Annotated in this window: 23 protein-coding genes; 3 read left to right on the plus strand and 20 right to left on the minus strand. The window is 66.7% G+C overall.

The window, feature by feature from the left end; translation table 11 throughout:
• Positions 1 to 45 precede the first annotated feature (45 nt).
• The 8 genes from FOB72_RS11540 to rfbB are packed head-to-tail and all read right to left on the minus strand — an operon-like array spanning position 46 to position 7,342.
• Positions 46 to 711: an acetyltransferase gene (locus FOB72_RS11540; RefSeq protein WP_150372639.1), complete on the minus strand. Its 666-nt coding sequence runs from the start codon at positions 709 to 711 to the stop codon at positions 46 to 48.
• Positions 711 to 1,343: a class I SAM-dependent methyltransferase gene (locus FOB72_RS11545; protein ID WP_150372640.1), complete on the minus strand. Its 633-nt coding sequence runs from the start codon at positions 1,341 to 1,343 to the stop codon at positions 711 to 713. Before FOB72_RS11545 ends, FOB72_RS11540 begins: the two co-directional genes overlap by 1 nt.
• 1 nt (position 1,344) lies before the next feature.
• A complete protein-coding gene (locus FOB72_RS11550; protein WP_150372641.1) occupies positions 1,345 to 2,085 on the minus strand; it encodes a WbqC family protein in 741 nt (246 codons plus the stop codon).
• A complete protein-coding gene (locus FOB72_RS11555) occupies positions 2,082 to 3,941 on the minus strand; it encodes a hypothetical protein (RefSeq protein ID WP_150372642.1) in 1,860 nt (619 codons plus the stop codon). The genes FOB72_RS11550 and FOB72_RS11555 overlap by 4 nt, the downstream gene beginning before the upstream one ends.
• Positions 3,934 to 4,479: a dTDP-4-dehydrorhamnose 3,5-epimerase gene (rfbC, locus tag FOB72_RS11560; protein WP_150372643.1), complete on the minus strand. Its 546-nt coding sequence runs from the start codon at positions 4,477 to 4,479 to the stop codon at positions 3,934 to 3,936. The genes FOB72_RS11555 and rfbC overlap by 8 nt, the downstream gene beginning before the upstream one ends.
• Positions 4,476 to 5,357 carry a glucose-1-phosphate thymidylyltransferase RfbA gene (rfbA, locus tag FOB72_RS11565; RefSeq protein WP_150372644.1) on the minus strand — a complete coding sequence of 294 codons (882 nt, stop codon included), beginning with the start codon at positions 5,355 to 5,357 and terminating at the stop codon, positions 4,476 to 4,478. Before rfbA ends, rfbC begins: the two co-directional genes overlap by 4 nt.
• 4 nt (positions 5,358 to 5,361) lie before the next feature.
• Positions 5,362 to 6,282: a dTDP-4-dehydrorhamnose reductase gene (gene rfbD / locus FOB72_RS11570; protein ID WP_150372645.1), complete on the minus strand. Its 921-nt coding sequence runs from the start codon at positions 6,280 to 6,282 to the stop codon at positions 5,362 to 5,364.
• The gene (gene rfbB / locus FOB72_RS11575; RefSeq protein WP_150372646.1) at positions 6,272 to 7,342 is read right to left on the minus strand and encodes a dTDP-glucose 4,6-dehydratase; all 1,071 of its coding nucleotides are present in this window, start codon (positions 7,340 to 7,342) and stop codon (positions 6,272 to 6,274) included. Before rfbB ends, rfbD begins: the two co-directional genes overlap by 11 nt.
• 182 nt (positions 7,343 to 7,524) lie before the next feature.
• Between rfbB and FOB72_RS11580 the strand changes: the two genes are divergently transcribed.
• Positions 7,525 to 8,370 carry a symmetrical bis(5'-nucleosyl)-tetraphosphatase gene (locus FOB72_RS11580; protein WP_150372647.1) on the plus strand — a complete coding sequence of 282 codons (846 nt, stop codon included), beginning with the start codon at positions 7,525 to 7,527 and terminating at the stop codon, positions 8,368 to 8,370.
• On the opposite strand, the gene FOB72_RS11585 is transcribed toward FOB72_RS11580, so the two are convergent.
• The 9 genes from FOB72_RS11585 to FOB72_RS11625 all read right to left on the minus strand — a co-directional run bounded on the left by FOB72_RS11585 (position 8,367) and on the right by FOB72_RS11625 (position 15,797).
• A complete protein-coding gene (locus FOB72_RS11585; RefSeq protein ID WP_223851312.1) occupies positions 8,367 to 9,218 on the minus strand; it encodes a hypothetical protein in 852 nt (283 codons plus the stop codon). The two genes, FOB72_RS11580 and FOB72_RS11585, sit on opposite strands and share 4 nt — an antisense overlap.
• 102 nt (positions 9,219 to 9,320) lie before the next feature.
• On the minus strand, positions 9,321 to 10,139 hold the full coding sequence (locus tag FOB72_RS11590) for a phytanoyl-CoA dioxygenase family protein (RefSeq protein ID WP_150372649.1): 819 nt from the start codon (positions 10,137 to 10,139) through the stop codon (positions 9,321 to 9,323).
• Between the two features lie 69 nt (positions 10,140 to 10,208).
• Positions 10,209 to 11,015, minus strand: a complete 807-nt coding sequence (locus FOB72_RS11595; protein WP_150372650.1) for a lysophospholipid acyltransferase family protein — start codon at positions 11,013 to 11,015, stop codon at positions 10,209 to 10,211.
• Between the two features lie 14 nt (positions 11,016 to 11,029).
• The gene (locus FOB72_RS11600; RefSeq protein ID WP_150372651.1) at positions 11,030 to 12,304 is read right to left on the minus strand and encodes a dihydroorotase; all 1,275 of its coding nucleotides are present in this window, start codon (positions 12,302 to 12,304) and stop codon (positions 11,030 to 11,032) included.
• A 130-nt stretch (positions 12,305 to 12,434) separates the two neighbouring features.
• On the minus strand, positions 12,435 to 13,406 hold the full coding sequence (locus tag FOB72_RS11605) for an aspartate carbamoyltransferase catalytic subunit (protein ID WP_150372652.1): 972 nt from the start codon (positions 13,404 to 13,406) through the stop codon (positions 12,435 to 12,437).
• A 53-nt stretch (positions 13,407 to 13,459) separates the two neighbouring features.
• Positions 13,460 to 13,984, minus strand: a complete 525-nt coding sequence (gene pyrR / locus FOB72_RS11610; protein WP_150372653.1) for a bifunctional pyr operon transcriptional regulator/uracil phosphoribosyltransferase PyrR — start codon at positions 13,982 to 13,984, stop codon at positions 13,460 to 13,462.
• Positions 13,981 to 14,418: a Holliday junction resolvase RuvX gene (ruvX, locus tag FOB72_RS11615; RefSeq protein WP_150372654.1), complete on the minus strand. Its 438-nt coding sequence runs from the start codon at positions 14,416 to 14,418 to the stop codon at positions 13,981 to 13,983. Before ruvX ends, pyrR begins: the two co-directional genes overlap by 4 nt.
• Entirely contained in the window at positions 14,411 to 14,995 is a 585-nt protein-coding gene (locus FOB72_RS11620; RefSeq protein WP_373561907.1) for a YqgE/AlgH family protein, read from the minus strand. Before FOB72_RS11620 ends, ruvX begins: the two co-directional genes overlap by 8 nt.
• Before the next feature lie 97 nt (positions 14,996 to 15,092).
• The gene (locus FOB72_RS11625) at positions 15,093 to 15,797 is read right to left on the minus strand and encodes a pseudouridine synthase (RefSeq protein ID WP_150372655.1); all 705 of its coding nucleotides are present in this window, start codon (positions 15,795 to 15,797) and stop codon (positions 15,093 to 15,095) included.
• Between the two features lie 52 nt (positions 15,798 to 15,849).
• Here FOB72_RS11625 and FOB72_RS11630 point away from each other — a divergent pair, with 52 nt between their 5' ends.
• Positions 15,850 to 17,403 (plus strand): cryptochrome/photolyase family protein, encoded by a 1,554-nt coding sequence (locus tag FOB72_RS11630; protein ID WP_150372656.1) that lies wholly within the window; start codon positions 15,850 to 15,852, stop codon positions 17,401 to 17,403.
• A 12-nt stretch (positions 17,404 to 17,415) separates the two neighbouring features.
• Here the strand turns inward: FOB72_RS11630 and FOB72_RS11635 are convergent, their stop codons facing one another.
• The 3 genes from FOB72_RS11635 to hemC are packed head-to-tail and all read right to left on the minus strand — an operon-like array spanning position 17,416 to position 21,845.
• Positions 17,416 to 18,606, minus strand: coding sequence for a heme biosynthesis protein HemY (locus FOB72_RS11635; protein ID WP_150372657.1), 1,191 nt, complete (start codon positions 18,604 to 18,606; stop codon positions 17,416 to 17,418).
• 3 nt (positions 18,607 to 18,609) lie between these two features.
• The gene (gene hemDX / locus FOB72_RS11640) at positions 18,610 to 20,811 is read right to left on the minus strand and encodes a fused uroporphyrinogen-III synthase HemD/membrane protein HemX (RefSeq protein ID WP_150372658.1); all 2,202 of its coding nucleotides are present in this window, start codon (positions 20,809 to 20,811) and stop codon (positions 18,610 to 18,612) included.
• 8 nt (positions 20,812 to 20,819) lie between these two features.
• Positions 20,820 to 21,845 carry a hydroxymethylbilane synthase gene (gene hemC / locus FOB72_RS11645; RefSeq protein ID WP_150372659.1) on the minus strand — a complete coding sequence of 342 codons (1,026 nt, stop codon included), beginning with the start codon at positions 21,843 to 21,845 and terminating at the stop codon, positions 20,820 to 20,822.
• 80 nt (positions 21,846 to 21,925) lie between these two features.
• On the opposite strand from hemC, the gene ppc reads away from it, so the two are divergent.
• Positions 21,926 to 24,880 carry a phosphoenolpyruvate carboxylase gene (ppc, locus tag FOB72_RS11650; protein ID WP_150372660.1) on the plus strand — a complete coding sequence of 985 codons (2,955 nt, stop codon included), beginning with the start codon at positions 21,926 to 21,928 and terminating at the stop codon, positions 24,878 to 24,880.
• The last annotated feature ends 63 nt before the right edge of the window (positions 24,881 to 24,943 follow it).

Here is a 24,943-nt window from a genome sequence, read left to right on the forward strand (position 1 = left end):
TGACTCCCTCGGGTATGCGTTGTGATGTGATGCCCTGCCATGCGGTCAGATTTTTCGCAGGCGGCTGCTCGGCACGCGCGAGCGCTCGGTGCCCGCTCCCAGGTACACCCCCTCCGCGGCCGCGTCCTCCAGCAGCAATACGCCGGCACCGATCACGCAGCGCTCGCCGAGGGTCACGTGATCGCGAATGGTCGCGTTCACACCAATAAAGCTCTGCTCGCCGATCTTGACGCCGCCGGAGACCACGACGTGGGAGGCGAGGAAGCAATGATCGCCAATCGACGAATGATGGCCGATATGATTGCCGCTCCAGAGCGTGACGTTGTTGCCGATCACCGTGAACGGCTGGATCACGTTGCCTTCGAGCACGAAGCAGTTCTCGCCGATCGCGCCGTCGTTGAGGACCATCGCGCGGGAGCTCACGTAACTCGCCATCGGATAGCCCATGTCCTTCGCGGCCAGGTACTTGTCCTTGCGCAGCGCATTCAGCTTTGCATAGCTGAGGGCAATGAACATCGCATGCGTGGACGGATCGTACTGCGCCGCCACATCCTCGAACGGCACCACGGGCAGGCCGCGGAACTCAGGCGCGCCCATGAACGCACGGTCCACCGTGAAGGCCACGACCTCGTAATCGGAGTCGTTCCGGAAGTAGTACAGCGCCAGTTCCGCGATGTCGCCGGCACCAAAGATGACGAGTGGTTTTTTCATCAGCTTTTCCTCACGAGGATCGTGAACTCATAGAGCTCGTAATCGTGAAGCAGCGCCACGTTGCGCGCGTAGCGGCGCTTGCACATGTCGAACAGCAGGCACGGATCCGCATAATAGAGCGTGTCGCGCATCTTCTCCGCGTCGGAGTAGGACGTCAGGCAGTTGAATGCGAATCCGAGGCGGCTGGTGCGATCGAGGACGTCGAGCGTCGCCTTGACGTAGGCAAGCCACTCTTCGTCGCCGCGCCCGAGCCGCACGTTGAAGATGCCGCTGGCAATACCATAGTCGGCCACGCGATCGGGTTCGCTGGCCACCACGAACCGCGTGTCGGCGCGCTCGCCTGCCCGTTGCCGCGCGGTGTCGATCATCGAGGCCGCGATGTCATACCCCGCGAAATCGAATGCGGGAAAGACGCCGCGCAGATAGTCGTTGAGCGCGCCGTAGCCGCAGCCGAGATCGTTGATGCTGAAGGGGGCGTCGCCGGCAATGATGCGCGACAGCTGGGCAAAGCGCAGGTGCTGGCTTTCCGCGCCGTTCCAGTCGACGCCGCGCGGCGTGTCGCCATGCTCGGCAAGGCGGGCCGCATAGTAGCCGGCTACCTCGCCCAGCAGTTCCGTGTTGTCGCCCTGCATCTCAATTCCCCCCAATGGATACGGTCCGGTCGGCCAGCTGGCCGTCCGCGTTCCGCACGTATTTCATGTATTTCGGTGCTTCGCGTCCGCAATTGAACAACAGGTCCAGGATCGTCACGCCATGCGTGAATTCGCCCCATTGCTGCGGATATGCAGGATACCCTGCGTACTCGAACCACTCCACCGCCACGCCCCGGCTCGAAAAGACTTCATCGTCGATGTAATCGCGCGCGGCCGGCCCGGAGATATAGGTCGATGCGCCCGCCTGCACGCAAAGGTCCGCCAGACGCTCGCTCTTGCCGTCCGCCAGCACATAGTCCCACGAGTTGGTGATGCGCGTGCCGATGCCCAGGTAGCCGCAGATGGCTTCGATAAACAGCCGGTTGAGCTGCGACAGCGAACCGGGTGCCCGCTCCAGATAGAGCGGCTCGAGCCATTGCGCGATCTCCGTGAAGCAGGCGGCGCGCCGGTAGTTCTGTGCCAGCGCCTTCCAGTGATCCCTGGCCCAGTCGGTGCCGTCGATCTCGGTATCGCGAATACGCTGATCGTACTTCCCCTTTACCTGCACGGGCACGGTCAGCCATTGCACGCCTTGCGGGGTCTTGATCTGATTGCGGTTGCGCCAGTCGCGGCGCGTGTACTGCATGTCATCGTAGAGAATGAACTCGTCGACGGCGGCAATCATGTCGAAGTAGCCCTTCCACGGAATGTAGTTGGACTGGACGATTGCGATCTTCTTCATGGGTGTTGCTCCTCGATATCGACACCGCGTCGCGCTCCCTCGCACGCGGCGCGCGCCACCTCGAACGGCCGGCGCGGCTTCAGGTATTGCTGCGTCTTGACAGGGGTGAAGCCACCCACCACCGGGGCGGTCTCGAACCGGCCCACGACGTCGTAGTCCGTTTCGATACTGGCGCCAAAATGCTTCAGCAGCGCGCCCGACAGCTTCACGGGCCCGTCGGGCTCCGCGAGAATCCAGGCGCGGGCGAGTTCGTCGCAGCTCACGCCCGCGAGAATGTCTCGCGCGATCGCCTCGCTGCCCGTGTATCCGGGGTAGTTGCCGGTAATCCATGCCTGCCCCGTGCTCCGCGCGCCGATCACGAACAGCAGGCCGGGCGAGTGGCCCGTCAGGTCGATCATCGGCGTATCGTAGGCAAATCCCGCCTTGCGCGCGGCATCGATCGCGTCGGTCGTGTACTTGCCATGCGTCGGCGCGAGCCGCAGTACGCCGCCGCGCGCCCCGAGATCGACACGATAGTCGTCCTTGTCCAGCGGAAGCGGCTGATAGTAAGGCCCCTGCATGCCACTGTGCACCTGGGTCACGACGATCAGTTGCGCCCCTATCGCCAGCGGCAGCAGCAGGCCCACGACGCCGCGCCGTGCCGTAGCGGGCGCCAGCAGCACGAGCGCGCCCAGTATCCAGAAGATGCCGACCAGGCAGGCGAACCACCAGTAGTTGTTGCTGGTGCCGAACGCAAACCCATGCGGCAGCAGGATGAACACGACAAACAGCGCCCAGTGCCGGCGCGAGATCGCGCGCAACGGCGAATGGGGCAGCAACAGCGCGAGCAGTATCGTGGCCAGCGGTACGGCCAGCAGCATCAGATGCTGGAACTCGCCGAACTCGGTCGGCTTCTCGGGAATCCCGAGGACGATCACCGCGTCCGCGACCAGCGCGGCCAGCACGAGCAAGAGGCCGAGCCCGCGGACGATCGCGAGGCGGGAACTCAGCAGATAGGCAGCGCCGCCGATGAACATGACGCCCCACGCCAAGGCCTCCCGCGACTTCGGGTCGAGCTCGAACGCATCGATGCGCAGCATCTTGAGCATCGAATAGCCGGTATTGAGCCGCGAAGCGTTGGCGGCCCCTTGCTGGAGCCGGTGCACGAAGCCAGTCAGCGAACCGTCGATGGCCAGTGCGGCCATCACGCAGCCGGCCGCGGCCGTTGCCACGGCGATCGCGAGCATGCGCCAGCGAAGCTTGCCGGCAATGGCCAGATAGATCAGGACACACGCGCCCGTGACCGCGGCCGTGGTCGGCTTGGCAAGAAATACCAGCGTGCCGCCCAGGCCGATCACGATCCAGCCCGCGACGCTGCGCGGGCTGGCCTCGCGCTGCGCCAGCAGCATGCCCGCCACGGTCACCATGACGCCCTGGAAGGCCAGCCAGTTATAGCTGGGCGTCGGCAGCCACAGGCGCAGGAACATCAGCGACACGGTCGCGAACGCGGCCGCGACGATCCACCTCGACCAACGCGGCATCGCCGCGGCGCCGAAAATCTCGGCCAGGCACACTGCCGCCACCCACCAGGTCAGCCCGAACGTCAGCAGGATGTTTCCCTGCCGCAGCGCCGCGATGCCGCCATGCACGAGCAGGTACAGCGGGTGATAGACAAAGCCGAACTGGGTCGGCGAGACGGTGTACCGATCGGGCGCGGCGATCGAGACGAGGTAGTAGCCTTCGTCGGCGAAATCGAGTCCGAAACGACAGAACCACAATATCCACCCGAGGATGGCGAGCGACGCGGCGGCGGAAGCGACAAGCGCGACGCGCACGCCCGGCGAAAGAGCAGGCTGGCGGACGGCGGCTTCACGCATAGACTTCGGCGGTGGCAAACGGGGATGCGGCGCGATCCTTGTCGGACAGCAGCAGATGATCGACGTCGGGCCAGTCGATGCCAATGGCCGGATCGTTCCAGAGAATGGACCGCTCCGACGCCGCGTCGTAGTAGTCGGTGACCTTGTACGACACTTCGGCGAATTCGGACAGCACGAGGAAGCCGTGCGCGAAGCCCGCCGGAATCCACGTCATCTCGTGGTCGTCGGCACGCAGGCGATGGCCGGTCCATTGCCCGAACGTGGGCGAGGCGCGCCGGATATCGACCGCGACATCGTAGATTTCCCCCTCGGTCACGCGCACCAGCTTGCCCTGCGGGCGCGCCAGCTGGTAATGCAGGCCGCGCAGCGTGCCGCGCGACGACCGCGAATGATTGTCCTGAACGAACTCAGGATCGACGCCCGCCGCCGCCGCGAACGCGCGGCGGTTGTAGCCCTCGAAGAACCAGCCACGCGCGTCGGCATGCACCGCCGGCTGCAGGATCAGTACCTCGGGGATGGCGGTTTGCAACACCTTCATGCGCGCGACTCCGCGAGCAGCGTCTGCAGATACCGGCCATAGCTGTTCTTGCGCAGCGGATCGGCCAGCGCGGACAGTTCCTCGTCGCTGATCCAGTGCGCGCGCCACGCGATTTCCTCGGGGCAGCAGACCTTCTGGCCCTGACGATGCTCGATGGTCTGGATGAACTGGCTCGCTTCCAGCATCGACTCGTGCGTACCGGTGTCGAGCCACGCGTAGCCGCGGCTCATGACTTCGACATCGAGGCGGCCACGCTCGAGATACCAGCGGTTGATATCGGTAATCTCGAGTTCCCCGCGCGCCGACGGGCGAACGTTGCGGGCGACGTCGATCACGTCGTTGTCATAGAAGTACAGGCCGGTGACCGCATAGTTGGAACGCGGCGCCGTAGGCTTTTCCTCGAGATGGATGGCCTTGCCGCGGCTGTCGAACTGGACCACGCCATAGCGCTCGGGGTCCTGCACGCGATAGGCGAACGCCGTGGCGCCGGACGTCGCGGCCGACGCGCGCCGCAGCATGCTCACGAGATCGTGGCCATAGAAGATGTTGTCGCCGAGTACCAGCGCGGCGGGCGAGTCGCCGAGGAACTCGGCGCCGATCACGAATGCCTGGGCCAGCCCGTCCGGCGACGGTTGCACCGCGTACGAGAAATTGACGCCCCACTGCTCGCCCGATCCCAGCAGCTGCTCGAAGCGCGGCGTATCCTGCGGCGTCGAGATGATCAGGATGTCGCGGATATTGGCCAGCATCAGCGTGCTGAGCGGATAGTAGATCAGTGGCTTGTCGTAAATCGGCAGCAGCTGCTTGGACACCGCCAGCGTTGCCGGATAAAGACGGGTGCCGGATCCGCCGGCCAGGATAATGCCTTTTCTTGTCATCGCCTTACCATGAACGAGGTAGTTGGTCGAACAGACGGCTCAGTCCGTCTTGCCACGCAGGCATATGCAGTCCGAATGTGCGCGCGAGCTTCGACGTATCGAGCCGCGAATCGCGCGGTCTGCGCGCGGCGGCCGCGCGCGCCGCGCTGTCGGCCGGTTCCACGGCATCGGGCCGTGCGCGCAGCGGCACGCCCTGCCGCTCGGCGCGCGCGAGTATCTCGCACGCGAACGCATGCCAGTTGGTCGCACCCTCCGGCGCGACATGGTAAACGCCGGACGGAAACGCACCACCCCCACATCGCATGGCATCGCGCAGCGCATGCGCGGCAACGTCGGCCAGCAATGCGGCGGATGTGGGCGTCCCGACCTGATCCGCCACCACCTGCAGCCGCGCCTGTTCGCGGGCCGCACGCAGGATCGTCCTGACGAAATTGCTGCCGTGCACGCCGTAGATCCAGCCGGCGCGCAGGATCAGATGCGCACCGCCGGCCCCGGCCACGGCGGCATCGCCGGCGGCCTTGCTCTCTCCATAGACGGACAGGGGACGCGTAGCATCGTCCTCGACGTAAGGCGCGCCCTTCTCTCCGTCATACACGTAATCGGACGACACATGCACGAGCGGGATCGCACGCGATGCGGCGAAGCGCGCCATAACCTCCGGCGAGCGCGCATTGACTGCCCATGCCGTGGCGCGATCGTGCTCGGCCGCATCGACCGCGGTATAACCGGCCGCGTTCACGATGACGTCGGCATCGAAGCGTCGCAGGGCGTGCTCGAGGCCGTCCGGTCGCGCCAGGTCGCAGTCGTCGCGCGATGGCGCCACGACCGGGCCCAGCAGCGCGAGGCTGCGGCGCAATTCGAACCCCACCTGTCCGCTGCCGCCGAGCAGCAGGATCCGCGCAGGCGCCGACACGCTAGCCAGCATAGTGCTTGCGCACCCAGTTGCGATACTCGCCCGACGTGACCCCCTCGATCCACTCCGTGTTGTCGAGGTACCAGTGCACGGTGCGGCGCAGGCCGCTCTCGAACGTTTCCACGGGCGTCCAGCCGACCTCGCGCTGAATCTTGCGCGCATCGATGGCATAACGGCGATCGTGGCCGGGCCGATCCTTGACGAACGTGATCTGGTCCCGATAGCTGCCCTGCGCCTTTGGCCGCAGCGCGTCCAGGAGGTCGCACAACGTGTGCACGACATCGAGGTTGGTCTTCTCGTTCCAGCCGCCCACGTTGTACGTTTCCCCGACGGTGCCGCCGGCAAGTACCGTGCGAATGGCACTGCAATGATCGGTGACGTAGAGCCAGTCGCGCACGTTCAGGCCGTCGCCGTAGACGGGCAGCGGCTTGCCCGCGAGCGCGTTCACGATCATGAGCGGCAGCAGCTTCTCCGGAAACTGGTACGGCCCGTAGTTGTTCGAACAGTTGGTCGTGAGCACCGGCAAACCGTACGAGTGATGGTACGACCTGACCAGATGATCGGAAGCGGCCTTCGAGGCCGAATACGGGCTGTTCGGGGCGTAAGGCGTGGTTTCGGTAAAGGGCGCCGCGTCCGGTGCCAGCGAGCCGTATACCTCGTCGGTGGACACATGCAGGAACCGGAACCCGTCGCGCTCGCCGGAGGACGCCTCGAGCGAAGTCCAATAGGCACGGGCTGCCTCGAGCAGCGTAAAGGTCCCCACGACGTTGGTCTCGATAAAGACGCCCGGTCCGTGAAGCGAGCGATCGACGTGGCTCTCCGCCGCAAAATGCACGATCGCGCGCGGCCGGTATTCGGCGAGCAATCTGTCCATCGCCGCACGATCGCCGATATCGGCCTGCACGAAGATATGGCGGGGGTCTTTCTCGACCGCGCTGAGGCTCTGCAGGTTGCCGGCGTAGGTCAGCTTGTCCACATTGACCACGGCATCCGCTTCGGGATCGCGCAGCCAGTCGAGAACGAAGTTCGCGCCGATAAAGCCAGCGCCGCCGGTAACGAGAATATGAGACAACGTGGAAACCTCTGAATGGTTTGCGAGTGAATGCATCGATCGTACCGAGGGCGATCCGGAGCACGCACTGTCGATCGATATTCGCCTCGCGCTGTGTTGGCGCTGAGTTGGCGTATTCTATCCGACCCTGCGGCGGCTTCAGGCATATCGCGCACGCCGCTGCCTCCATGCAATGACTCCACATGACAGACACGTCCACCGGCACGTTCGCACTGGGCGACCTTCAGGGTTGCGCATCTTCGCTGACAGCATTGCTCGAGAAGCTGCCGCCTCACGCCCGGTTACGCTTCGTCGGCGACCTCGTCAACCGCGGCCCGGCATCGCTGGAAACCCTTCGCATCGTCCGCGCACTGGGATCGCGTGCCGAATCGGTGCTCGGCAACCACGATATCCATCTGCTGGCGGTCTCCATCGGCGTCCGCAAGAAGGGCAAGTCGGATACCCTCGATGATATCCTCAGCGCGCCCGATCGTGCGGAAATCATCACATGGCTCCGTCATCGTCCGATGGCGATCCGCGAGGCGGGCTTTCTGATCGTCCATGCCGGCGTGCTGCCGCAATGGACCGCCACGCAGGTCATGGATCTGGCCGCGGAAGTCGAAGCGGAATTGCAGGGCTCCAACTGGGAAGGGTTTCTCGCCGACGTATTCGGCAACACCGCGGACCGCTGGCATGACGGCCTGCGCGGCATCGAGCGCCATCGCGTCATCGTCAACGCGTTGACGCGGCTGCGCTTCTGCCGCGCCGACGGCGTCATGGATCTCAAGATGAAGGAAGGGCCCGGCAATGCGCCGGAAGGCCTGATGCCGTGGTTCGACGTGCCCGGCCGCCGCACGGCCGACGTCACCATGGTCTGCGGCCACTGGTCCACGCTTGGCCTGGTGATGCGGCCGGACCTGATGGCGCTGGATACGGGCTGCATCTGGGGCGGGCAACTGACGGCGGCGAAGCTGGCCGCGGACCCCGCCGCGCGACAGACGATCCAGGTCGGCTGCCCGGTCTCGCGCGACCCGCTCGCCGCCGACTAGTCCAGCACGGCGAGGCCGATACCGCTCGCTCCGTAACCGTTGCCGTTGTAGAGCATGTACCGGTGCCCCTTGTGGTCGAACACGAAGGGGTACTCGATCATTTCGGCGTCCCAGCCGCTCTCCGAGACATCGATGCCGCTCTCGTCGTCGCGGCGCTCCCACGTCACGCCATCGAGCGACTCGGCATAGCCAATCCGATAGGCATCGGTACGATGCGAATACCACATGCGCCACATGTCCGGATCGCGGATCACGGAAGGGCGGGAAATGGCGACCTCGCGTTCGCCGGCAAAGTCGATCGCGATCGTGCCGTCGCGCTTCCACGCGATGCCATCGGTCGAGGTCGCGTACTTGATGTGATAGCGATGTTCGAGGCCGGCCGCGGTCTGGCGCCATTCCGTGCACGAGAGATACCACATGCGCCATGCATCGCCATCGCGCAGGACGCAGCAGCTTGCACAGAAGTGGGGCTCGTCCGGCGTGCGATCGACGATCGGGCCACGTGCGTAGCGCTGGAACGTGCCGGATGCCGGGGCCGCCGTCGCCAGTCCGATGGCATTGCGGAATGGCACGGTCACGCCCAGGTTCCAGCCGATGTAGTACAGCATGTCGCGGTCAGGGCCCGCCACGAGCCATGTCGCCATGGCGCCGCTGTCGTCGAACGCGCCGAGCTCTCCCGGGGACAGCACCGGATCCGTCGCCACGGCCAGAACGCGGTCAGGCTGTGTCATGTCGATATCGAAATAGCCCGTGTGGCTACGATTCTGACCATCGCGCGAACTGAAGTAGATGCGATAGCGATCGTCCTGCAACTGCTGGGCGATCGGCACGGATGCATGACTGCGCATCCACGGTTGAGATCCGTCTGGGCAAAAAATCCGGCCCAGCTTTCGCCATCGCATGCTTGTCCTTGGTTATCAACGCTGGCCTGACCGTGCACCATGCATGGCTTAGCGGCCGGCCTTCTGCATCCGAGATGCCAGATAGGCTTCCACCGAGGCGGGCTCGACATAATTGAATCCGAGTAAATCCCGCGCTTCCGCCGACAATATCCCCTCATTCATTACCGCAGGCAACTGGATCTGTTGTTTGAAGAAAGGAATCGTGAATACATGGTTGACTGCGCGACGGGGATTGGGTGTGCGATTCGCTCCGCCGGTATGGAACAGCATGCAATCGAGCACGATAAAAGATCCTGCCTTGGCAGATATCTGAATCTTGTTGCGCTGAACGAACGCGTCCGATCCCATTGCCTCGCTTCGGTGCGAGCCGGGCAGTACGTACGTTGCACCATTCTCGACCGTAAAATCGTCGAGGCAGAATAAGGCGTTGATCGCCAGCGGGCGCGTCGAAACAAAATGCTGGTACGGCAGGTCCCGGTGCCATTTGCCCTGATTGTATTTCTCGAAGGGCGGATTGATGATGCCGTTCTGCTGATTCAGCATGTACTTGCCTTCGATCAGCAGCTTCAGCGTGGCATGCAGATCGGGGTTGAGCGCAAGCTGGAGAAACGCGTCTTCTCCCTGCGTCAGCAGGGCCCGGATCGTATTGAACTCGTCCGTCGCACGCAGCCGATCTTCGCCGTGCCGCGCCACGTAGCCGGCACGCGCGCGATCGAATGCCGCCGACAGTGCCGCGACCGTTTCCGGCGAGCAGGCATCCTCGAGTACCGCATACCCGCGCTCCCGCACTTCCTCCGCCACCAGTTCGTGGCGCGAGCTCGTTTGCCGCTGGCGTAACACGCCATAAGATTCGACCGGTTCCGTCATTGTTGTTCTCCAAGTCATGTTTGATGGCCAGGCGCCGGAAATCTGGATCTGGCAGGGCCCTGGGGGACCCTATCGGGAAGCCGCGGGCTCCGCGATCGCCGCCGGCAGGGCACCGGCGTCCTGCTGCATATCGGTGGCCGGGCTGCCACCGCGCAGCTCCACCACCACCGCCCGCGCCGCTTCCGCGAGCTCGCGACGGCCCAGGCCTTCTGGCCGCAGTTCCTCTCCGATCGTCAGCCGCGCCTTGATCTTCGGCGCGCGCAGGATGGCATCGAGACATTGCAGCAGCGTGATGTCGTCGATATACGCGGGCGCAAGCGCGAGCTCGCCCGTGGCCGCGTCGATGTAGCTGAGGCCGACGGGCTGCACGGGGAGATCGCCCGCGATCGGCGCCTGCAGCAGGTTCGCGTGGAACGGCAATACCTTCGAGCCGTCGGTCGTGGTGCCTTCGGGGAACACGCCGACCAGGTCGCCCTGCTTCATCTCGTCCGCGATCTGGTGCAGCACGCGGTGCGCGTCGCGCTTGCTCGCGCGTTCGATGAAGATCGTGCCCGTCTTGTCGCAGAGCCAGCCGATCACGGGCCAGCCGCGGATCTCGGACTTCGCGACGAAGCGCGTCGGTTCCCAGCAGTGGATCACGTAGATGTCGAGCCACGAGATATGGTTCGACACCAGCATGGCACCGTGCGGCAATGTGCGGCGCGTGCGACGGTCTTCCACCTCGAGTTCGACGCCGCAGATCGCCAGCATCCTCTGTGACCAGTTGCGGATGCGACGGCGGCGCGCCTCCTTGCCGATCCAGGGAAAGACCGTGGCACAGACCAGCATCCCGTGCAGGATATGCAGGAACAGGACAAGCTTGCGCAGTGCGATCATGACCCGCGTCCCGTTCAGCGCGCCTCGTACACGACCTGACCGCCGACGAGCGTCATGCGCACGCGGCCTTCCATCTCGTAGCCGAGCCACGGCGTGTTCTTGCCCTGGCTCTTCAGCGACTTGCCTTCGACCTTCCACACCTGCTTCGGGTCGAACACGCAGATATCGGCCGCATTGCCCGTGAGCAGCGAGCCCGCGTCGAGGCCGATCACGCGTGCCGGTTCGCTCGTGATGCGCGCGAGCGCCTTGACCAGCGGCACCTTGTGCTCGTTCGCCCAGCGCAGCGTCAGGGGCAGCAGCAGTTCCAGGCCCGTCGCACCCGGGGTGGCCTCGGCGAATGGCAGCAGCTTCTCGTCGTCGTCCACTGGCGTGTGGTCCGACGTCAGCGCGTCGATGGTGCCGTCGGCCAGCCCGGCGACGATCGCATCGCGGTCGCGCGCGCCGCGCAGCGGCGGCGTGAAGCGCATCTGGCTGTTGAAGAAGCCGATGTCCATGTCCGTCAGCGACACGTGATGAATGTTCACGTCGCACGTCACGGGCAGCCCTTCCTTGCGCGCCTGGCGCACGAGTTCGATGCCCGCGGCCGACGACAGCCGGCACAGGTGCACGCGCGCGCCCGTGGCGCGCATCAGTTCGAAGATCGTATGCAGCCGAACGGTCTCGGCGATGACCGATACGCCCGACAGGCCGAGCCGCGAGGCCACGGCACCGCTGGCGGCCACGCCGCCGCCGAGGAACGGATCCTCGGGACGCAGCCAGAGCGTGAAGCCGAACGTCTGCGCGTACTGCATCGCGCGCTGCAGCACCTTGGTGTCCCGGATCGGCTCCTCGGCCTGGCTGAAGCCCACGCAGCCGGCTTCGGTCAGCTGGCCCATCTCGGTCAGGGACTCGCCCTTGAGGCCGACGGTCAGCGCGCCCAGCGGATACACGTGCGTCTGGTTCAGCGTGCGCGCGCGAAACTTGAGCATCTCCACGAGGCCCGGTTCGTCGAGCACGGGATCGGTATCGGGCGGGCACACGAGGCTCGTCACGCCACCGGCCGTCGCGGCGGAGACTTCCGACTCGAGCGTGGCCTTGTATTCGTAGCCCGGCTCGCGCAGGCGCGCCGACAGCTCGACGAGCCCGGGGCACACGATCAGCCCTTTGGCATCGATGGTCTTGTTGGCGTTGAAGTCGGCGGGCGCGCGGCCCACCCCGACGATCTTGCCGGCGGCGATATAGAGATCCTGCGCGGCGTCGATGTTCGCGGCCGGATCGATCAGGCGGCCACCCTGGATATGAATTTTCATGTTCAATCGTGCTTTAGGGACGCGCTATCAAAAGGAAGCGAAGCGGTTCTGACTAGGCGCGCGGCCGCAGACAGTACAAGTGGTACGGCAAGGCCGCGCAACGACGTCAGAATCATTTTGATAGTGCGTCTTAATCGTTGTTTCCTGCGACGATGCCCATGACGGCCATGCGGACCGCGATGCCGAACGTCACCTGGTTCAGGATCACGGACTGCTTGCCGTCCGCCACGGCGGAGTCGATCTCCACGCCGCGGTTCATCGGGCCCGGATGCATCACGATCGCATCGGGTTTCGCCAGCGCCAGGCGCTCGGGCGTCAGGCCGTAGGCCTTGAAGTATTCCTGCGCGGAAGGCAGCAGCGCGCCGCTCATGCGTTCGTTCTGCAGCCGCAGCATGATCACCACGTCCACGCCCTTGAGGCCTTCCTCCATGTTGTGGAACACACGGACACCCATCTGCTCGAGACCCGACGGCAGCAGCGTGCGCGGCCCGATCGCGCGCACTTCCGGCACGCCGAGCGTGGTCAGCGCATGGATGTCCGAGCGCGCGACCCGCGAGTGCAGGATGTCGCCGACGATGGCCACGGTCAGGTTCGTAAAGTCTTTCTTGAAATGCCGGATGGTGTACATGTCCAGCAGGCCCTGCGTCGGGTGCGCGTGGCGCCCGTCGCCGGCGTTGATCACGTGGACGTGCGGCGCCACGTGCTCGGCAATCAGGTACGGCGCGCCCGAGCTCGCATGGCGCACCACGAACATGTCCGCCGACATCGCCGACAGGTTGTTGATGGTGTCGAGCAGCGACTCGCCCTTGCTGGTCGAGGACGCGTTGATGTTCAGGTTCAGCACGTCCGCGGACAGCCGCTTGGCGGCGATCTCGAACGTCGTGCGCGTGCGCGTGGAGTTCTCGAAGAACAGGTTGAACACGCTCTTGCCGCGCAGCAGCGGCACCTTTTTGACGTCGCGGTCGGAGTCCGAGAGCGAGACGAACTGGCTGGCGGTATCGAGGATGTGCGTGATCATGTCACGCGACAGTCCTTCGATCGACAGCAGGTGCTTGAGCTCACCGTTCTTGGTCAGCTGCGGGTTGCGGAACATCTTGGTCATGGCAGGTCAGGCGCGGGCGGGGATCGGGTCCGGGTCGGGAAATCTTTCTGGAATCAGGCGCGTGCCTCGGTGGCGAACGAGAAGCGCGTGGCCGCGCCCTCGCCCGCCCGCGACAGCACCAGCGTGCTGTGCGCCGGCACCTCGACGGTGGCGGACGCGAAGTCGGCGGCAAACGGCAGCTCGCGGCCGCCACGGTCGGCCAGCACGGCCAGCGCGACGCGCGCGGGGCGGCCATAGTCGAACAGTTCGTTGACGGCGGCGCGGATCGTGCGGCCCGTGGCCAGCACATCGTCGATCAGCAGGATATTGCGGTCCTGCACCGAGAAGGGCAGCGTGGTCGGCTCGGCCTGGCTGTGCAGGCCCTTCTTGGCGTAGTCGTCGCGGTGGAATGCCACGTTGATCACGCCGTGCTCGCCGAGCTTCAGGTCCGCGGCCAGGCGCTCGGCAATCCAGGCGCCGCCCGAGTAGATGCCGGCGATCGACCAGTGCGCGCGGTCCGCGGATGGCATCAGCGCCTGGGCCTGGTCGCGCAGCGCATGGTAGAGCGCCTCGGCGTCGGGGGTGGAGGTCTGTGTCATAGGGGAAGCTCGTCGAAATACTGTTGCAGGATGATACGGGCGGCCTCGGCATCGAGGGCGCCGCGCCGCGCGCCGCCCATGGCGGCCATGCGCGACGAATAGCGTTCATCGACCCACGTGACCGGCAGGCCGTAGCGCCCGTTCAGCTGGTTGCCGAAGCGGCGGGCCAGCCGCATCGAGGGCTGCTCCGGCGCGCCGGGCTCGGCGTCGGGGTTGACCGGCAGGCCGACCACGAGCCGCACGGGCGCCCATTCGCGGATCAGTTCGGAGACGGCGTCGAAGCGGGCCTCGACGGTGATATTGGGGACGATCTGCAGCGCGCGGGCCTGGCGGGTCACGAAATTGCCCAATGCCACGCCTATTTTCTTTTCGCCGTAATCGAAGGCGAGCACCGTGCCGTCGCGGGGGATGTCGGCCCCCGCCAGCTCAGGCATGCCCGGCCTCTCCGGACAGCATCGTGACATCGATGCCCAGCAGGCGCACCGCGGCCGCGAAGCGCTCTTCGGGCGGCACGCTGAAGATGATTTCGGGATCGGCCTGAACCGTGAGCCAGCCGTTGCGGCTCAGTTCTTCCTCGAGCTGGCCGGCGCCCCACCCGGCGTAGCCGAGCGTGAGCAGGAACCGGTGCGGCCCGCTGCCGTTGGCCACGGCTTCGAGCACGTCCTTGGAGGTCGTCATCTCGAGCCCGCCCGGTACCGCCAGCGACGAGACATAGACGCCCACGGGGTCGTGCAGCACAAAGCCCCGCTCGGTCTGAACGGGGCCGCCGAAGTAGACGGGCTGGTGCGCCACGGGCTGGATTTCGAGCTTGAGGTCGATCTTGTCGAACAGCGTGGCCATGTCGATATCGATCGGCCGGTTGATCACCAGGCCGAGCGCGCCACGCTCGTTGTGCTCGCAAAGGTAGACAACGGAACCCGAAAAGGTCGGATCGGCCATGCCGGGCATGGCAATCAGGAACTGATTGGTGAGATTGATCGAGGTGACTTCGGGCTTCGCCATGATTTCCATTTTATCAAATCGCCGCCGCTGCTCCGGAAAACTTGTTGCGAAACATCACATCGCCGCCAGCGCCACATTCACGGGTGCCAAGCGGCCGGCCGCCCCGTCATGCCGGGCGCAGCGCGGCGAGGTCTTCCGCGGTCAGCCAGCGCCATTCCCCCGGCGCCAGCGACGGGTCGAGCGCCAGCCCGCCGATCGCGCTCCGGTGCAGGGCCTCCACATGGTTGCCGGCCGCGGCGACCATGCGCTTGACCTGATGGTACTTGCCCTGCAGCAGCGTGAGGCGCAGGCTGCGCTCGCCCGTGGCCTCGCACGCGTCGGCCGCCAGCGGGGCCGGTTCGTCGTCCAGCTGGACGCCCGTCCGCAGGGCTTCGACCTGCGCCTCGGTAACCGGCTCGGCCGTGGTGACCTCGTAGACCTTGGGCACCATCTTCTTGGGCGAGGTCTGCGCGTGGATGAACTGGCCGTCGTCGGTCAGCAGCAGCAGGCCCGTGGTGTCGTGGTCGAGCCGGCCGACCGCCTGGACTTCCCGCAGGCGCAAGGGCACCGGCAAGAGCGTGTACACACTTGGATGATGGCGCGGCCGCTGCGAGCACTCGTAGCCCGTGGGCTTGTTGAGCATCAGGTAGGCCTTGGTGCAGGCGAGCCATTCCTCGCCATCGACGGTCAGCCGCAGGCCGTCCACCTCGAAGTTCGCGCGCGGGTCCTCGCACAGTTCGCCGTTGACCTCGACCAGCCCGGCGGCGATCAGGTCGCCACAGTAGCGGCGCGTGCCAAAGCCCTGGGATTGCAAAATTCGATCGAGTGTCATGCTGTGCGTTTGTCCTGCAGAAATGGGCATGTTGCTATGGTAGGTTACGGCGATGCCCAGTTCTCGTTCCCCATCGACTCCCGCCAGCCGGCTGCCCTACCGGATCGATCGCCGGTTCGCGCGCGGCCTGGTCTGGTTCCGCCGCGACCTGCGCGCCGACGACCATGCGGCGCTGCATTATGCCCTCAAGCACTGCACGCGGGTGTGGTGCGTGTTCGTCTTCGACCGCGAGATCCTCGATCCGCTGCTGGAGCGCGGGTGCCGCGCCGACCGCCGCATCGAGTTCATCCTCCAGTCGCTGGCGCCGCTCAAGGCCACGCTCGAGGCGGCCGGCGGCGGGCTGATCGTGCTCGATGCCGCCGCGCGCAAGGCCATCCCGAAGCTGGCCGCGGAACTCGAGGTCGAGGCCGTCTTCACGAACCACGACTACGAACCGTCGGCCAATGCGCGCGACGCGGCCGTGCGGGACACGCTGGCCGGCGACTCGCGGCTGTTGTTCACGTTCAAGGATCAGGTCATTTTCGAGGCCGACGAGGTGCTGACCGGGCAAGGTTCGCCGTTCTCGGTCTTTACGCCTTACAAGAACGCGTGGCTGCGCACGGTGCAGCCGTTCGACCTGCGGCCCTATCCGATCGAGCCGTATCTCGGCGCGCTGGCCCCCGTGCCCCGCGAATGGCAGCACGCGCTGCCGACGCTGAAGGACCTCGGCTTTGCCGACAGCAACCTGGCCGAGGTGGCCATGCCCACCGGCAGCGAGGGTGCGCACGCGCTGTTCGAGGATTTTCTCGACCGCATCGGCGACTACGAGCGGCAGCGCAATTTCCCGGCGGTGCGCGGGCCGAGCTACCTGTCCGTGCATCTGCGCTTCGGCACGATCTCCATCCGCACACTGGCCCGCGCCGCGCACGAGATGGTGCTGCGCGGGGGCGCCGCGGCGCCCGGTGCCGCGGTCTGGCTGTCGGAACTGATCTGGCGCGACTTCTACTTCATGATCCTGCACCACCATCCGCGTGTGGCCGAGGGCAAGTCGTTCCATCCCGAGTACGACAAGCTGCGCTGGGTCGACGCGCCGACGGGCGATCGCTACTTCGAGGCCTGGTGCGCGGCGCGGACCGGCTATCCGCTCGTCGATGCCGCGATGCTGCAGATCGCGCAGAGCGGCTATATGCACAACCGGCTGCGCATGATCGCGGCCAGCTTCCTGATCAAGGACCTCGGCGTCGATTGGCGGCGCGGCGAGCAGTACTTCGCCGACCAGCTCAACGATTTCGATTTCTCGGCGAACAACGGCGGCTGGCAATGGGCCGCGTCAACGGGATGCGATGCGCAGCCGTACTTCCGCATTTTCAACCCGATCACCCAGTCCGAGAAATTCGATCCCGAGGGCCGCTTCATCCGGAAGTACCTGCCTGTGCTGGCGAAGCTGCCGCAGAAGTACATCCACGCTCCGTGGACCGCGCCCGAGCACGTGCTCGCCGAGGCGGGTGTGAAGCTGGGTGACAACTATCCGCGGCCGATCGTGCAGCACGACGTGGCGCGCGCGGAGACGCTGGAACGCTATGGGGTGGTGAAGGGGAAGGCTTCCGGCCGGCTGCCTTCCCCGTAAGCGCGGGGCGGCTCAGGCCGCCAGCATCGCGCTTTCGCGGTAGTGCCGCTGCGCGTCGTCGGGACGGTCGGTGTCCTCGAACAGCCGCGCGAGCGCGAGGTGCGCGCGCACGCGCAGACGGCGCTGCGCTTCGGGCTCCGCGTACTTGAGCGCGCGCTCGAAGCTCGACTGCGCCTTGCCCCACAGTTGCTGGCCGAGGCACAGCACGCCGAGCGTGTAGTACAGGTCGGCATCGTTGGGATGCTGCGCGAGCCACTGCTCGGCCTGCTGGATCTGCGGGAGCGCGCGGCCCGGTTCGGCGCAGTCCGCGTAGCGCTGCACCAGCCGGCTGTCCCAGTTGACCTTGAGCGCATCCTCGACGATGCGGCGCGCCTCGTTCTGATGGCCCAGCGCCGAGAGATAACGCGCCGCGGGTTCCGCGATGCGCACCGCGCGGCGTTCTTCGTTCGAGAGCGATTTCCAGAAGTACAGCAGCGCGTCGGCGTCATGGCGGCGCTCCTCGAGCATCGCTTCGACCGCCATCTGCTTGAGGCGCAGCGCGAGCACCGGATGCAGCGCATTGCGCTTCTCGAGCGAGCGCGCCAGGCGCAGCACCTCGGACCAGTTCTTCAGATGCTGGTGCGCGCGCAGCGCGATGCGCTGCACATGGATCTGGCGGCCGCCCTGTGCCTGCAGTTGCGCGATGGTCTCGAGCGCGCCTTCGGCGTCGCGCGCATCGACGAGCAGTTCCGCCATCGATACCAGCCGTGCCTGTTCGCGCTCGGGATCGGTGACCTGCGCCATCCAGACGTCGCGGCGGTCCGACTCCTGCATGCGGTGGGCCGCGCGCGCGCCGATCAGCGCCGCCGTCTGGGCCTGGTCGGGCCACGCCTGCGCATCGCGCGCGGCGCGTTCGGCCCGCGCGAAGCGGCCGGCAAACAGGTTCTCGATCGACTCGCGCAAGGCGGCCTGCGCCTTGCTCATGCGGCTGCGCTCGCGATAGGCCGCGGCGCGGCGCGGCATCTCGGACAGATGGCGGATCGTCGACAGGACGGTCCACGCGACGAAGAACGCCAGCAGCAGCAACGCCAGCGCAAGGTTCAGCGACAGTTCCACCCGATACGGCGGATAGAACAGGACGACGTTGCTATGGTTGAACTGCGTGAACAGCGCGAGCCCCACCGCGCCGCCGAACAGGACCGCTACCCAGAACAGGAGCCGCATCTGCTACTCCTTCTTGAGGGCGCGCAGCGCGCCCAGGCTCTCGGCCATGGTCGGCAGCGTGACGGTCACGGCATTGGCCTGCGCCTGGCGCAGCAGCGTGAGCACGCCCTGGACGCGGCGCGAGCGCGTGTCGAAGTAGCGCGTGATCATCGCCTGCGCGGCGGCCAGGTCGTTGCGGAACACGGGTTCGTTGCGGGACAGCAGCGCCAGGCGCGCATTGAGCAGGCGCAGCTTGACGTTCTCGCGCAGGAACCAGCCCTGGTCGCCCGAGAGCAGCAGCGCGTTGGCGTCGTCCACCTTGCGGATGCGGATGACCTGCGCGAGTTCGTCGAGCACGTAGTCCCAGAGCCGAACGGCGTAGTTCGTGGTGGCAGCAGGTGCGGAGGCACCGCGCGCGGCCGGCGCCGCGGACGCCGCCGATGCCGGCGCGCCTTCGGCGGGCCGGCGGTCGATCATGCGCTCGCTCGAGATCAGCGGCAGCGCGTCGATCTGGTTGATCGATTCGTCGAGCTTGATCGCGGCGCCCGTCAGGTCCGTGTCCGGCACAGCCTTCATGCGCGCGATGTCGCGCGCAATGGCACGGCGCAGCAGGTTGTACTGCGGCTTGTCGGAACGCGCGAGGCGCCCGTCGGCCGATTGCAGCGCGGCCAGCGCGACCTGCACGTTGCCCGTGAGCTGCAGTTGCTGTCCGGCGTTGGTCAGCAGCTGCTGGATCTCCGCGATCTCCCAGTCGTCGCGGTTGCGCATCAGGTCCTGATAGACCTGCTCGAGCGCGGCCTGCTTGTCGCGGGTCTCGCCGACCTGGTCGTCGAGCGCGCCGACCTTTGCCTGCAACTCCTTGACCGTGTCCTGCGCGTTGCGCGACAGCACGCGCGTTTCCTGCACGAGCGTGTCGTTGCTCTGCTGGCGCCGCGCGAGTTCCTCGGTCAGATGCTCGACGCGGCGCTGCAGCCACCAGAAGCCGGCGGCCATCACGATCAGCAGCACGATGGCGACGGGCCACCATGGATTGAAACGGCGCGCGGGGACCGCCGATGGGGCGGAAGGCGCGGCGGTGTGCGGCGGCACGGTGTAGGCCGCCGGAGGCGGCGCGGCAGCGGGAACGGAGTGTGCGGTCTGGTTATCTGTCGTCACGCGATCGACCTTCGTTGACGTTGTAAGCGGCTCATGTTCTGGCATCTTGCCCGATGCCGGGGGCTCGGCCCGCGGCGCATCGCGCTCCGGGGACGGGGGTAACGATGGCGCTGGCGATGACGCGGGCGATGGTGCGGGCGATGCGGCCGGCCCGGCATGCGCATCGGCCCACTGCAGGCACGCGGTCAGCAACCCCGCATCGCCCGGCGCCGCGGGAATGACATGCACGAACCCCAGCGACTCGGCCTGCCCCGCGATTCTCGCATGGGGCGTGATGCACTGCACCTGAAGAAGTCGTGACAGTTCCTGCGGCGACAGATGCAGGCGGGCCAGCGCATCGAGATTGCGCACGGCCTCGGAACTCGTCAGCAGCCACGCCTGCGGCGGCGCTTCGGGTCGCAGGCCGTCTCGCACGGCCTGCCATTGCATCGCGCTCGGCTCCGGCAGCGTGCGGCGGTAGGCCTCGACGGCCTCGACCGTCGCGCCCGCGTCGCGCAGACGCTGCGCCAGCCAGTCGCGGCCGCCGTTGCCACGGATGATCAATACGCGCCGGCCCGCGTAGCCGCCGATGGCGGGCAGGCTGTCGAGGCGCGACCATAACGCTTCCGAGTCGAACCGCGCGGGCTCCCCCGCGCCATTGCCGTCGGCGGCCTCGCTGTCGTCAGCGCCGCCATTCCCATTGCCGCCGCCATGACCGTTGAGGTGGCCATCGGCGCCGGCGGGCGCGATCACGGTATAAGCGGGCGCCGCGATACCGCGCTCGGCAAGCGCCGCCACCGAGGACGGGCCCACGACGGCCACGGGCACGCCGGCCGGCCATTGCGCGACCGCGGTGTTCTGCACCTGCGCGAGCGCATCGAGCGCGTACGCGATGGCGTTCGGGCTGACGAAGACGACGAGCGCATAGTCGGCGAGGCGCGCGAGCGCGGCGCGCAACGGTCCGTCATCGTCGGTCGGTCCGATCGCGAGCAGCGGAAAGCCGAGCACATCGAGGCCGTGCGTATGCAGGGCCTCGATCAGTTGCCGGGACTGCCCGGCAGGTCGCGTGACGACGACGGTCGGACGCGGCATGCGTGTCCTCAGGCGGGGGCCGGGCCGCTGCCCGACCCATGGCCTGCCTTGTCGGCCAGCCCCTTGTCGGCCGATTCGAGCACGGCCAGGATATCGCCCGCGCCCTGTCCGAGCAGATCGCCCGCCACCGCGCTGCCGAGTTGCTCGGCCTGCGCGACGCTGGTCACGCGCGCCATCGCATGCGCGCGCACGTTGCGGCTGCCATCGGGCATCGCGACAAATGCATCCAGCTGCAGGTCGGCGCCATGCCAGCGCGCGTGCGCGCCCAGCGGCACCTGACACGAACCGCCGAGCCGGCGCGACACCGCGCGCTCGGCCAGCACGGCCATCGCCGTCGGCGCGTCGTTGAGCGGCGCGAGCCATTCGGCCAGTTCGGGGCGGTCGGCGCGGATCTCGATGCCGAGCGCTCCCTGCCCGGCCGCCGGCAGCGACGCCTCGGGCCCGATCAGCGCGCGGATGCGGTCGCCGAGGCCCAGGCGCTTGAGCCCGGCCGCGGCAAGGATGATCGCGCCATAATCGCCGCGATCGAGCTTGCCCAGGCGTGTGTCGAGATTGCCGCGGAGCGGCTTGATCACGAGATGCGGATAGCGGTTGCGGATCGCGGCCTCGCGACGCAGGCTCGAGGTGCCGACCACGGTGCCGGGAGGCATGTCGTCGAGCGACGCGAACTGCGAGGACACCAGTGCGTCGCGCGGATCCTCGCGCGTCATGACGGCCGTCAGCGCGAACCCCTCGGGGAGCTCCATCGGCACGTCCTTCAGGGAATGCACGGCGAGGTCCGCGCGGCCTTCGGCCATCGCGATCTCGAGCTCCTTGACGAACAGTCCCTTCCCGCCGACCTTGGAGAGCGTCCTGTCGAGAATCTGATCACCCCTTGTCGTCATTCCGAGAATGGACACATCGCAGGCGGGATAGTATTGTTGCAACGCAGCACGCACATATTCGGCCTGCCAGAGCGCGAGACGGCTCTCGCGGGAGGCAATGACGAGCTTTTGCGGTGCGTTCCGCTGTATGGAAGAGGCAGATGCTTGCATGCGCGCATGGTAGCACGCACGTCGCGCGCACTTTGGCACACCTCGGCGTATCAGACCTATAAGACACAAGAGGAGATTGCATGACGCAGCCCGCTGCGCGCCCCGCCAGCCGGACCCGTTCCGCCGGCAGCAAGACCAGTGCAAGGAAACTGGCAGCAAGCGCCCCAAAAGACACTTCCAACACGAAATCGAAGGCCGCGGCCAATGGCGCCGACAAGGACCTGCCCCTGCGCGAGGACATCCGTTTCCTTGGCCGCCTGCTCGGCGATTGCGTGCGCGAGCAGGAAGGCGAAGCCGCATTCGACCTCGTGGAGACGATTCGCCAGACCGCCGTGCGATTCCGCCGCGAGAACGACCGCGCCGCGGGCACCGAGCTGGACCGCCTGCTCAAGCGGCTGTCGCGCGACCAGACCAACTCGGTCGTGCGCGCGTTCAGCTATTTCTCGCATCTGGCCAATATCGCCGAGGACCAGCACCATAACCGCCGCCGCCGCGTCCATGCGCTGGCGGGCTCGCCGCCGCAGCCGGGCAGTATCGCGCGCGCGCTGGAAGCCATCGATGCGGCCGGCGTGACGGGCAAGCAGTTGCGGGAATTCCTCGACCAGGCGCTGATCGTGCCCGTGCTCACCGCGCACCCGACCGAGGTGCAGCGCAAGAGCATCCTCGATGCCGAGCGCGAGATCGCGCGCCTGCTGGCCGAGCGCGACCTGCCGATGACCGCGCGCGAGCGCGATCACAACACCGCCCAGCTGCGCGCGCGCGTGACCACGCTCTGGCAGACCCGCATGCTGCGCAATACGCGGCTGATGGTCGTCGACGAGATCGAGAACGCGCTCTCGTATTACCGCACCACGTTCCTCCACGGCATTCCGCGTCTGATGAGCGAGATCGAGGAGGATATCGCCGCGGTATTCCCGGCCGCGCGCAAGACCAAGAGTCTGAACGGCGCGGCAAGCTCGCCCCAGCCGCTTGCCCCGTTCCTGCAGATGGGCTCCTGGATCGGCGGCGATCGCGACGGCAACCCCAACGTCACGGCGGAAACGCTCGAGCATGCGGCCGGCCAGCAGGCGCAGATGATTCTCGCGTGGTATCTGGACGAACTGCACGCGCTCGGTGCCGAGCTATCGATGTCCTCGCTGATGGTCGATGCGAGCCCCGAACTGATGGCGCTGGCCGAGGCCTCGCCCGACCACTCCGACCATCGCGCGGACGAGCCCTATCGCCGCGCGCTGATCGGCATGTACGCGCGCCTGGCCGCCACGGCGCATGCCCTTACCGGCCACACGACGATGCGCCATCCCGTGGCCGACGTGGAGCCGTACGCCAATGCGGAAGCGTTCGCGGCCGACGTGCGCATCGTCGTGGAATCGCTCCGCGCGCATCACGGCGAAGCGCTGTCGCGCGCGCGCATCGACTCGCTGGCCCGCGCGATCGCGGTGTTCGGCTTCCACCTCGCGTCCATCGACATGCGCCAGGTATCGGACGTGCATGAAGCGGTGATCGCCGAACTGCTCGCGGCCGCGGGCGTCGAGGCCGACTACGCGTCGCTGCCCGAGGAACGCAAGCTCGCGCTGCTGCTGGACGAACTGCGCCAGCCGCGTCCGCTCACGCTGCCGTGGCACGACTACTCGGAGCAGACGCGCGCCGAGCTCGCGATCTTCTCGCGCGCGCGCGACCTGCGCGCGCGCTTCGGCAACCGTGTGGCGCGCAACTACATCATCTCCCACACGGAGACGCTGTCGGACCTGATCGAGGTCATGCTGCTGCAGAAGGAAACCGGCATGCTGCGCGGGACGCTCGGCAGCAAGACCGATCCGGCGCGCATGGAGCTCATGGTCATTCCGCTGTTCGAGACCATCGAGGACTTGCGCAACGCGGCGGGCATCATGCAGTCGCTGCTGGAACTGCCTGGCTTTGCATCGGTGATCGCCGCGCATGGCGGCGAGCAGGAAGTCATGCTCGGCTATTCGGACTCGAACAAGGATGGCGGCTTCCTGACGTCGAACTGGGAACTGTACAAGGCGGAACTCGCGCTCGTGAAACTGTTCGAGACGCGCCGCGTCAAGCTGCGGCTGTTCCACGGACGCGGGGGCACCGTCGGCCGCGGCGGCGGTCCGACCTATCAGGCGATCCTGTCGCAGCCCCCCGGCACCGTGAACGGCCAGATCCGCCTGACCGAACAGGGCGAGATCATCAACAGCAAGTTCGCCAACGCCGAGATCGGCCGGCGCAACCTGGAAACCGTGATTGCCGCCACGCTCGAGGCCTCGCTGCTGCCGACGCAGAACGCGCCGAAGGAACTGGCCGCGTACGAGGCCGTGATGCAGCAGTTGTCCGATCATGCCTTCCGCGCGTACCGCGAGCTCGTCTACGAGACGCCCGGCTTCAAGGACTACTTCTTCGCCACGACGCCGATCACCGAGATCGCCGACCTGAACCTCGGTTCGCGTCCGGCCTCGCGCAAGCTGATGGACAAGCAGCATCGCCGCATCGAGGACCTGCGCGCGATTCCATGGGGGTTCTCGTGGGGTCAGTGCCGGCTGCTGCTGCCGGGCTGGTTCGGCTTCGGCAGCGCGGTCAAGGCGCTGCTGGACGCCGCGGGTGACGACAAGGCCCGCAAGGCCACCGAGGGAGCGCTGCGGCGGATGGTCAGGAACTGGCCGTTCTTCTCGACGCTGCTGTCCAATATGGACATGGTGCTGGCCAAGACCGATCTGGCCGTTGCCTCGCGCTATGCGGCGCTGTGCGAGGACAAGGCGCTGCGCAAGACGGTGTTCGCGCGCATCAGTGCCGAGTGGCACCTGACCAGCGAGATGCTGGCGCTGATCACCGGCAGGCAGGAGCGGCTTTCCGACAATCCGCTGCTCGCGCGTTCGATCAAGAACCGCTTTGCCTACCTCGATCCGCTGAACCACCTGCAGGTGGAACTGCTCAAGCGCTACCGCGCGGGCAAGGACTGCGACGACGTGCGGGTGCGGCGCGGTATCCACCTGACGATCAACGGCGTTGCGGCGGGACTGCGCAATAGCGGCTGATCGACGGCGGCCTGCCGCGCGCCTTTCGACACGAAGGCGCGCGGCAGGGGGCCGCTCCCGACC

The organism is Cupriavidus pauculus (assembly GCF_008693385.1).
In the GTDB taxonomy this organism is placed as follows: domain Bacteria; phylum Pseudomonadota; class Gammaproteobacteria; order Burkholderiales; family Burkholderiaceae; genus Cupriavidus; species Cupriavidus pauculus_D.

Excerpts from the sequence above, each read along its gene's own strand:
- FOB72_RS11600 (WP_150372651.1), bottom strand. The coding sequence starts at position 12,304 with ATGAAAATTCATATCCAGGGTGGCCGCCTGATCGATCCGGCCGCGAAC.
- FOB72_RS11580 (WP_150372647.1), top strand. The coding sequence starts at position 7,525 with ATGACAGACACGTCCACCGGCACGTTCGCACTGGGCGACCTTCAGGGT.
- FOB72_RS11540 (WP_150372639.1), bottom strand. The coding sequence starts at position 711 with ATGAAAAAACCACTCGTCATCTTTGGTGCCGGCGACATCGCGGAACTG.
- rfbC (WP_150372643.1), bottom strand. The coding sequence starts at position 4,479 with ATGAAGGTGTTGCAAACCGCCATCCCCGAGGTACTGATCCTGCAGCCG.
- FOB72_RS11635 (WP_150372657.1), bottom strand. The coding sequence starts at position 18,606 with ATGCGGCTCCTGTTCTGGGTAGCGGTCCTGTTCGGCGGCGCGGTGGGG.
- ruvX (WP_150372654.1), bottom strand. The coding sequence starts at position 14,418 with ATGCCTGAGCTGGCGGGGGCCGACATCCCCCGCGACGGCACGGTGCTC.
- FOB72_RS11555 (WP_150372642.1), bottom strand. The coding sequence starts at position 3,941 with ATGCGTGAAGCCGCCGTCCGCCAGCCTGCTCTTTCGCCGGGCGTGCGC.
- rfbA (WP_150372644.1), bottom strand. The coding sequence starts at position 5,357 with ATGACAAGAAAAGGCATTATCCTGGCCGGCGGATCCGGCACCCGTCTT.
- FOB72_RS11585 (WP_223851312.1), bottom strand. The coding sequence starts at position 9,218 with ATGCGCAGTCATGCATCCGTGCCGATCGCCCAGCAGTTGCAGGACGAT.
- hemDX (WP_150372658.1), bottom strand. The coding sequence starts at position 20,811 with ATGCCGCGTCCGACCGTCGTCGTCACGCGACCTGCCGGGCAGTCCCGG.
- pyrR (WP_150372653.1), bottom strand. The coding sequence starts at position 13,984 with ATGACACAGACCTCCACCCCCGACGCCGAGGCGCTCTACCATGCGCTG.
- FOB72_RS11630 (WP_150372656.1), top strand. The coding sequence starts at position 15,850 with ATGCCCAGTTCTCGTTCCCCATCGACTCCCGCCAGCCGGCTGCCCTAC.
- ppc (WP_150372660.1), top strand. The coding sequence starts at position 21,926 with ATGACGCAGCCCGCTGCGCGCCCCGCCAGCCGGACCCGTTCCGCCGGC.
- rfbD (WP_150372645.1), bottom strand. The coding sequence starts at position 6,282 with ATGCTGGCTAGCGTGTCGGCGCCTGCGCGGATCCTGCTGCTCGGCGGC.
- FOB72_RS11545 (WP_150372640.1), bottom strand. The coding sequence starts at position 1,343 with ATGCAGGGCGACAACACGGAACTGCTGGGCGAGGTAGCCGGCTACTAT.
- FOB72_RS11605 (WP_150372652.1), bottom strand. The coding sequence starts at position 13,406 with ATGACCAAGATGTTCCGCAACCCGCAGCTGACCAAGAACGGTGAGCTC.
- FOB72_RS11590 (WP_150372649.1), bottom strand. The coding sequence starts at position 10,139 with ATGACGGAACCGGTCGAATCTTATGGCGTGTTACGCCAGCGGCAAACG.
- hemC (WP_150372659.1), bottom strand. The coding sequence starts at position 21,845 with ATGCAAGCATCTGCCTCTTCCATACAGCGGAACGCACCGCAAAAGCTC.
- FOB72_RS11625 (WP_150372655.1), bottom strand. The coding sequence starts at position 15,797 with ATGACACTCGATCGAATTTTGCAATCCCAGGGCTTTGGCACGCGCCGC.
- FOB72_RS11620 (WP_373561907.1), bottom strand. The coding sequence starts at position 14,995 with ATGGAAATCATGGCGAAGCCCGAAGTCACCTCGATCAATCTCACCAAT.
- FOB72_RS11550 (WP_150372641.1), bottom strand. The coding sequence starts at position 2,085 with ATGAAGAAGATCGCAATCGTCCAGTCCAACTACATTCCGTGGAAGGGC.
- FOB72_RS11595 (WP_150372650.1), bottom strand. The coding sequence starts at position 11,015 with ATGATCGCACTGCGCAAGCTTGTCCTGTTCCTGCATATCCTGCACGGG.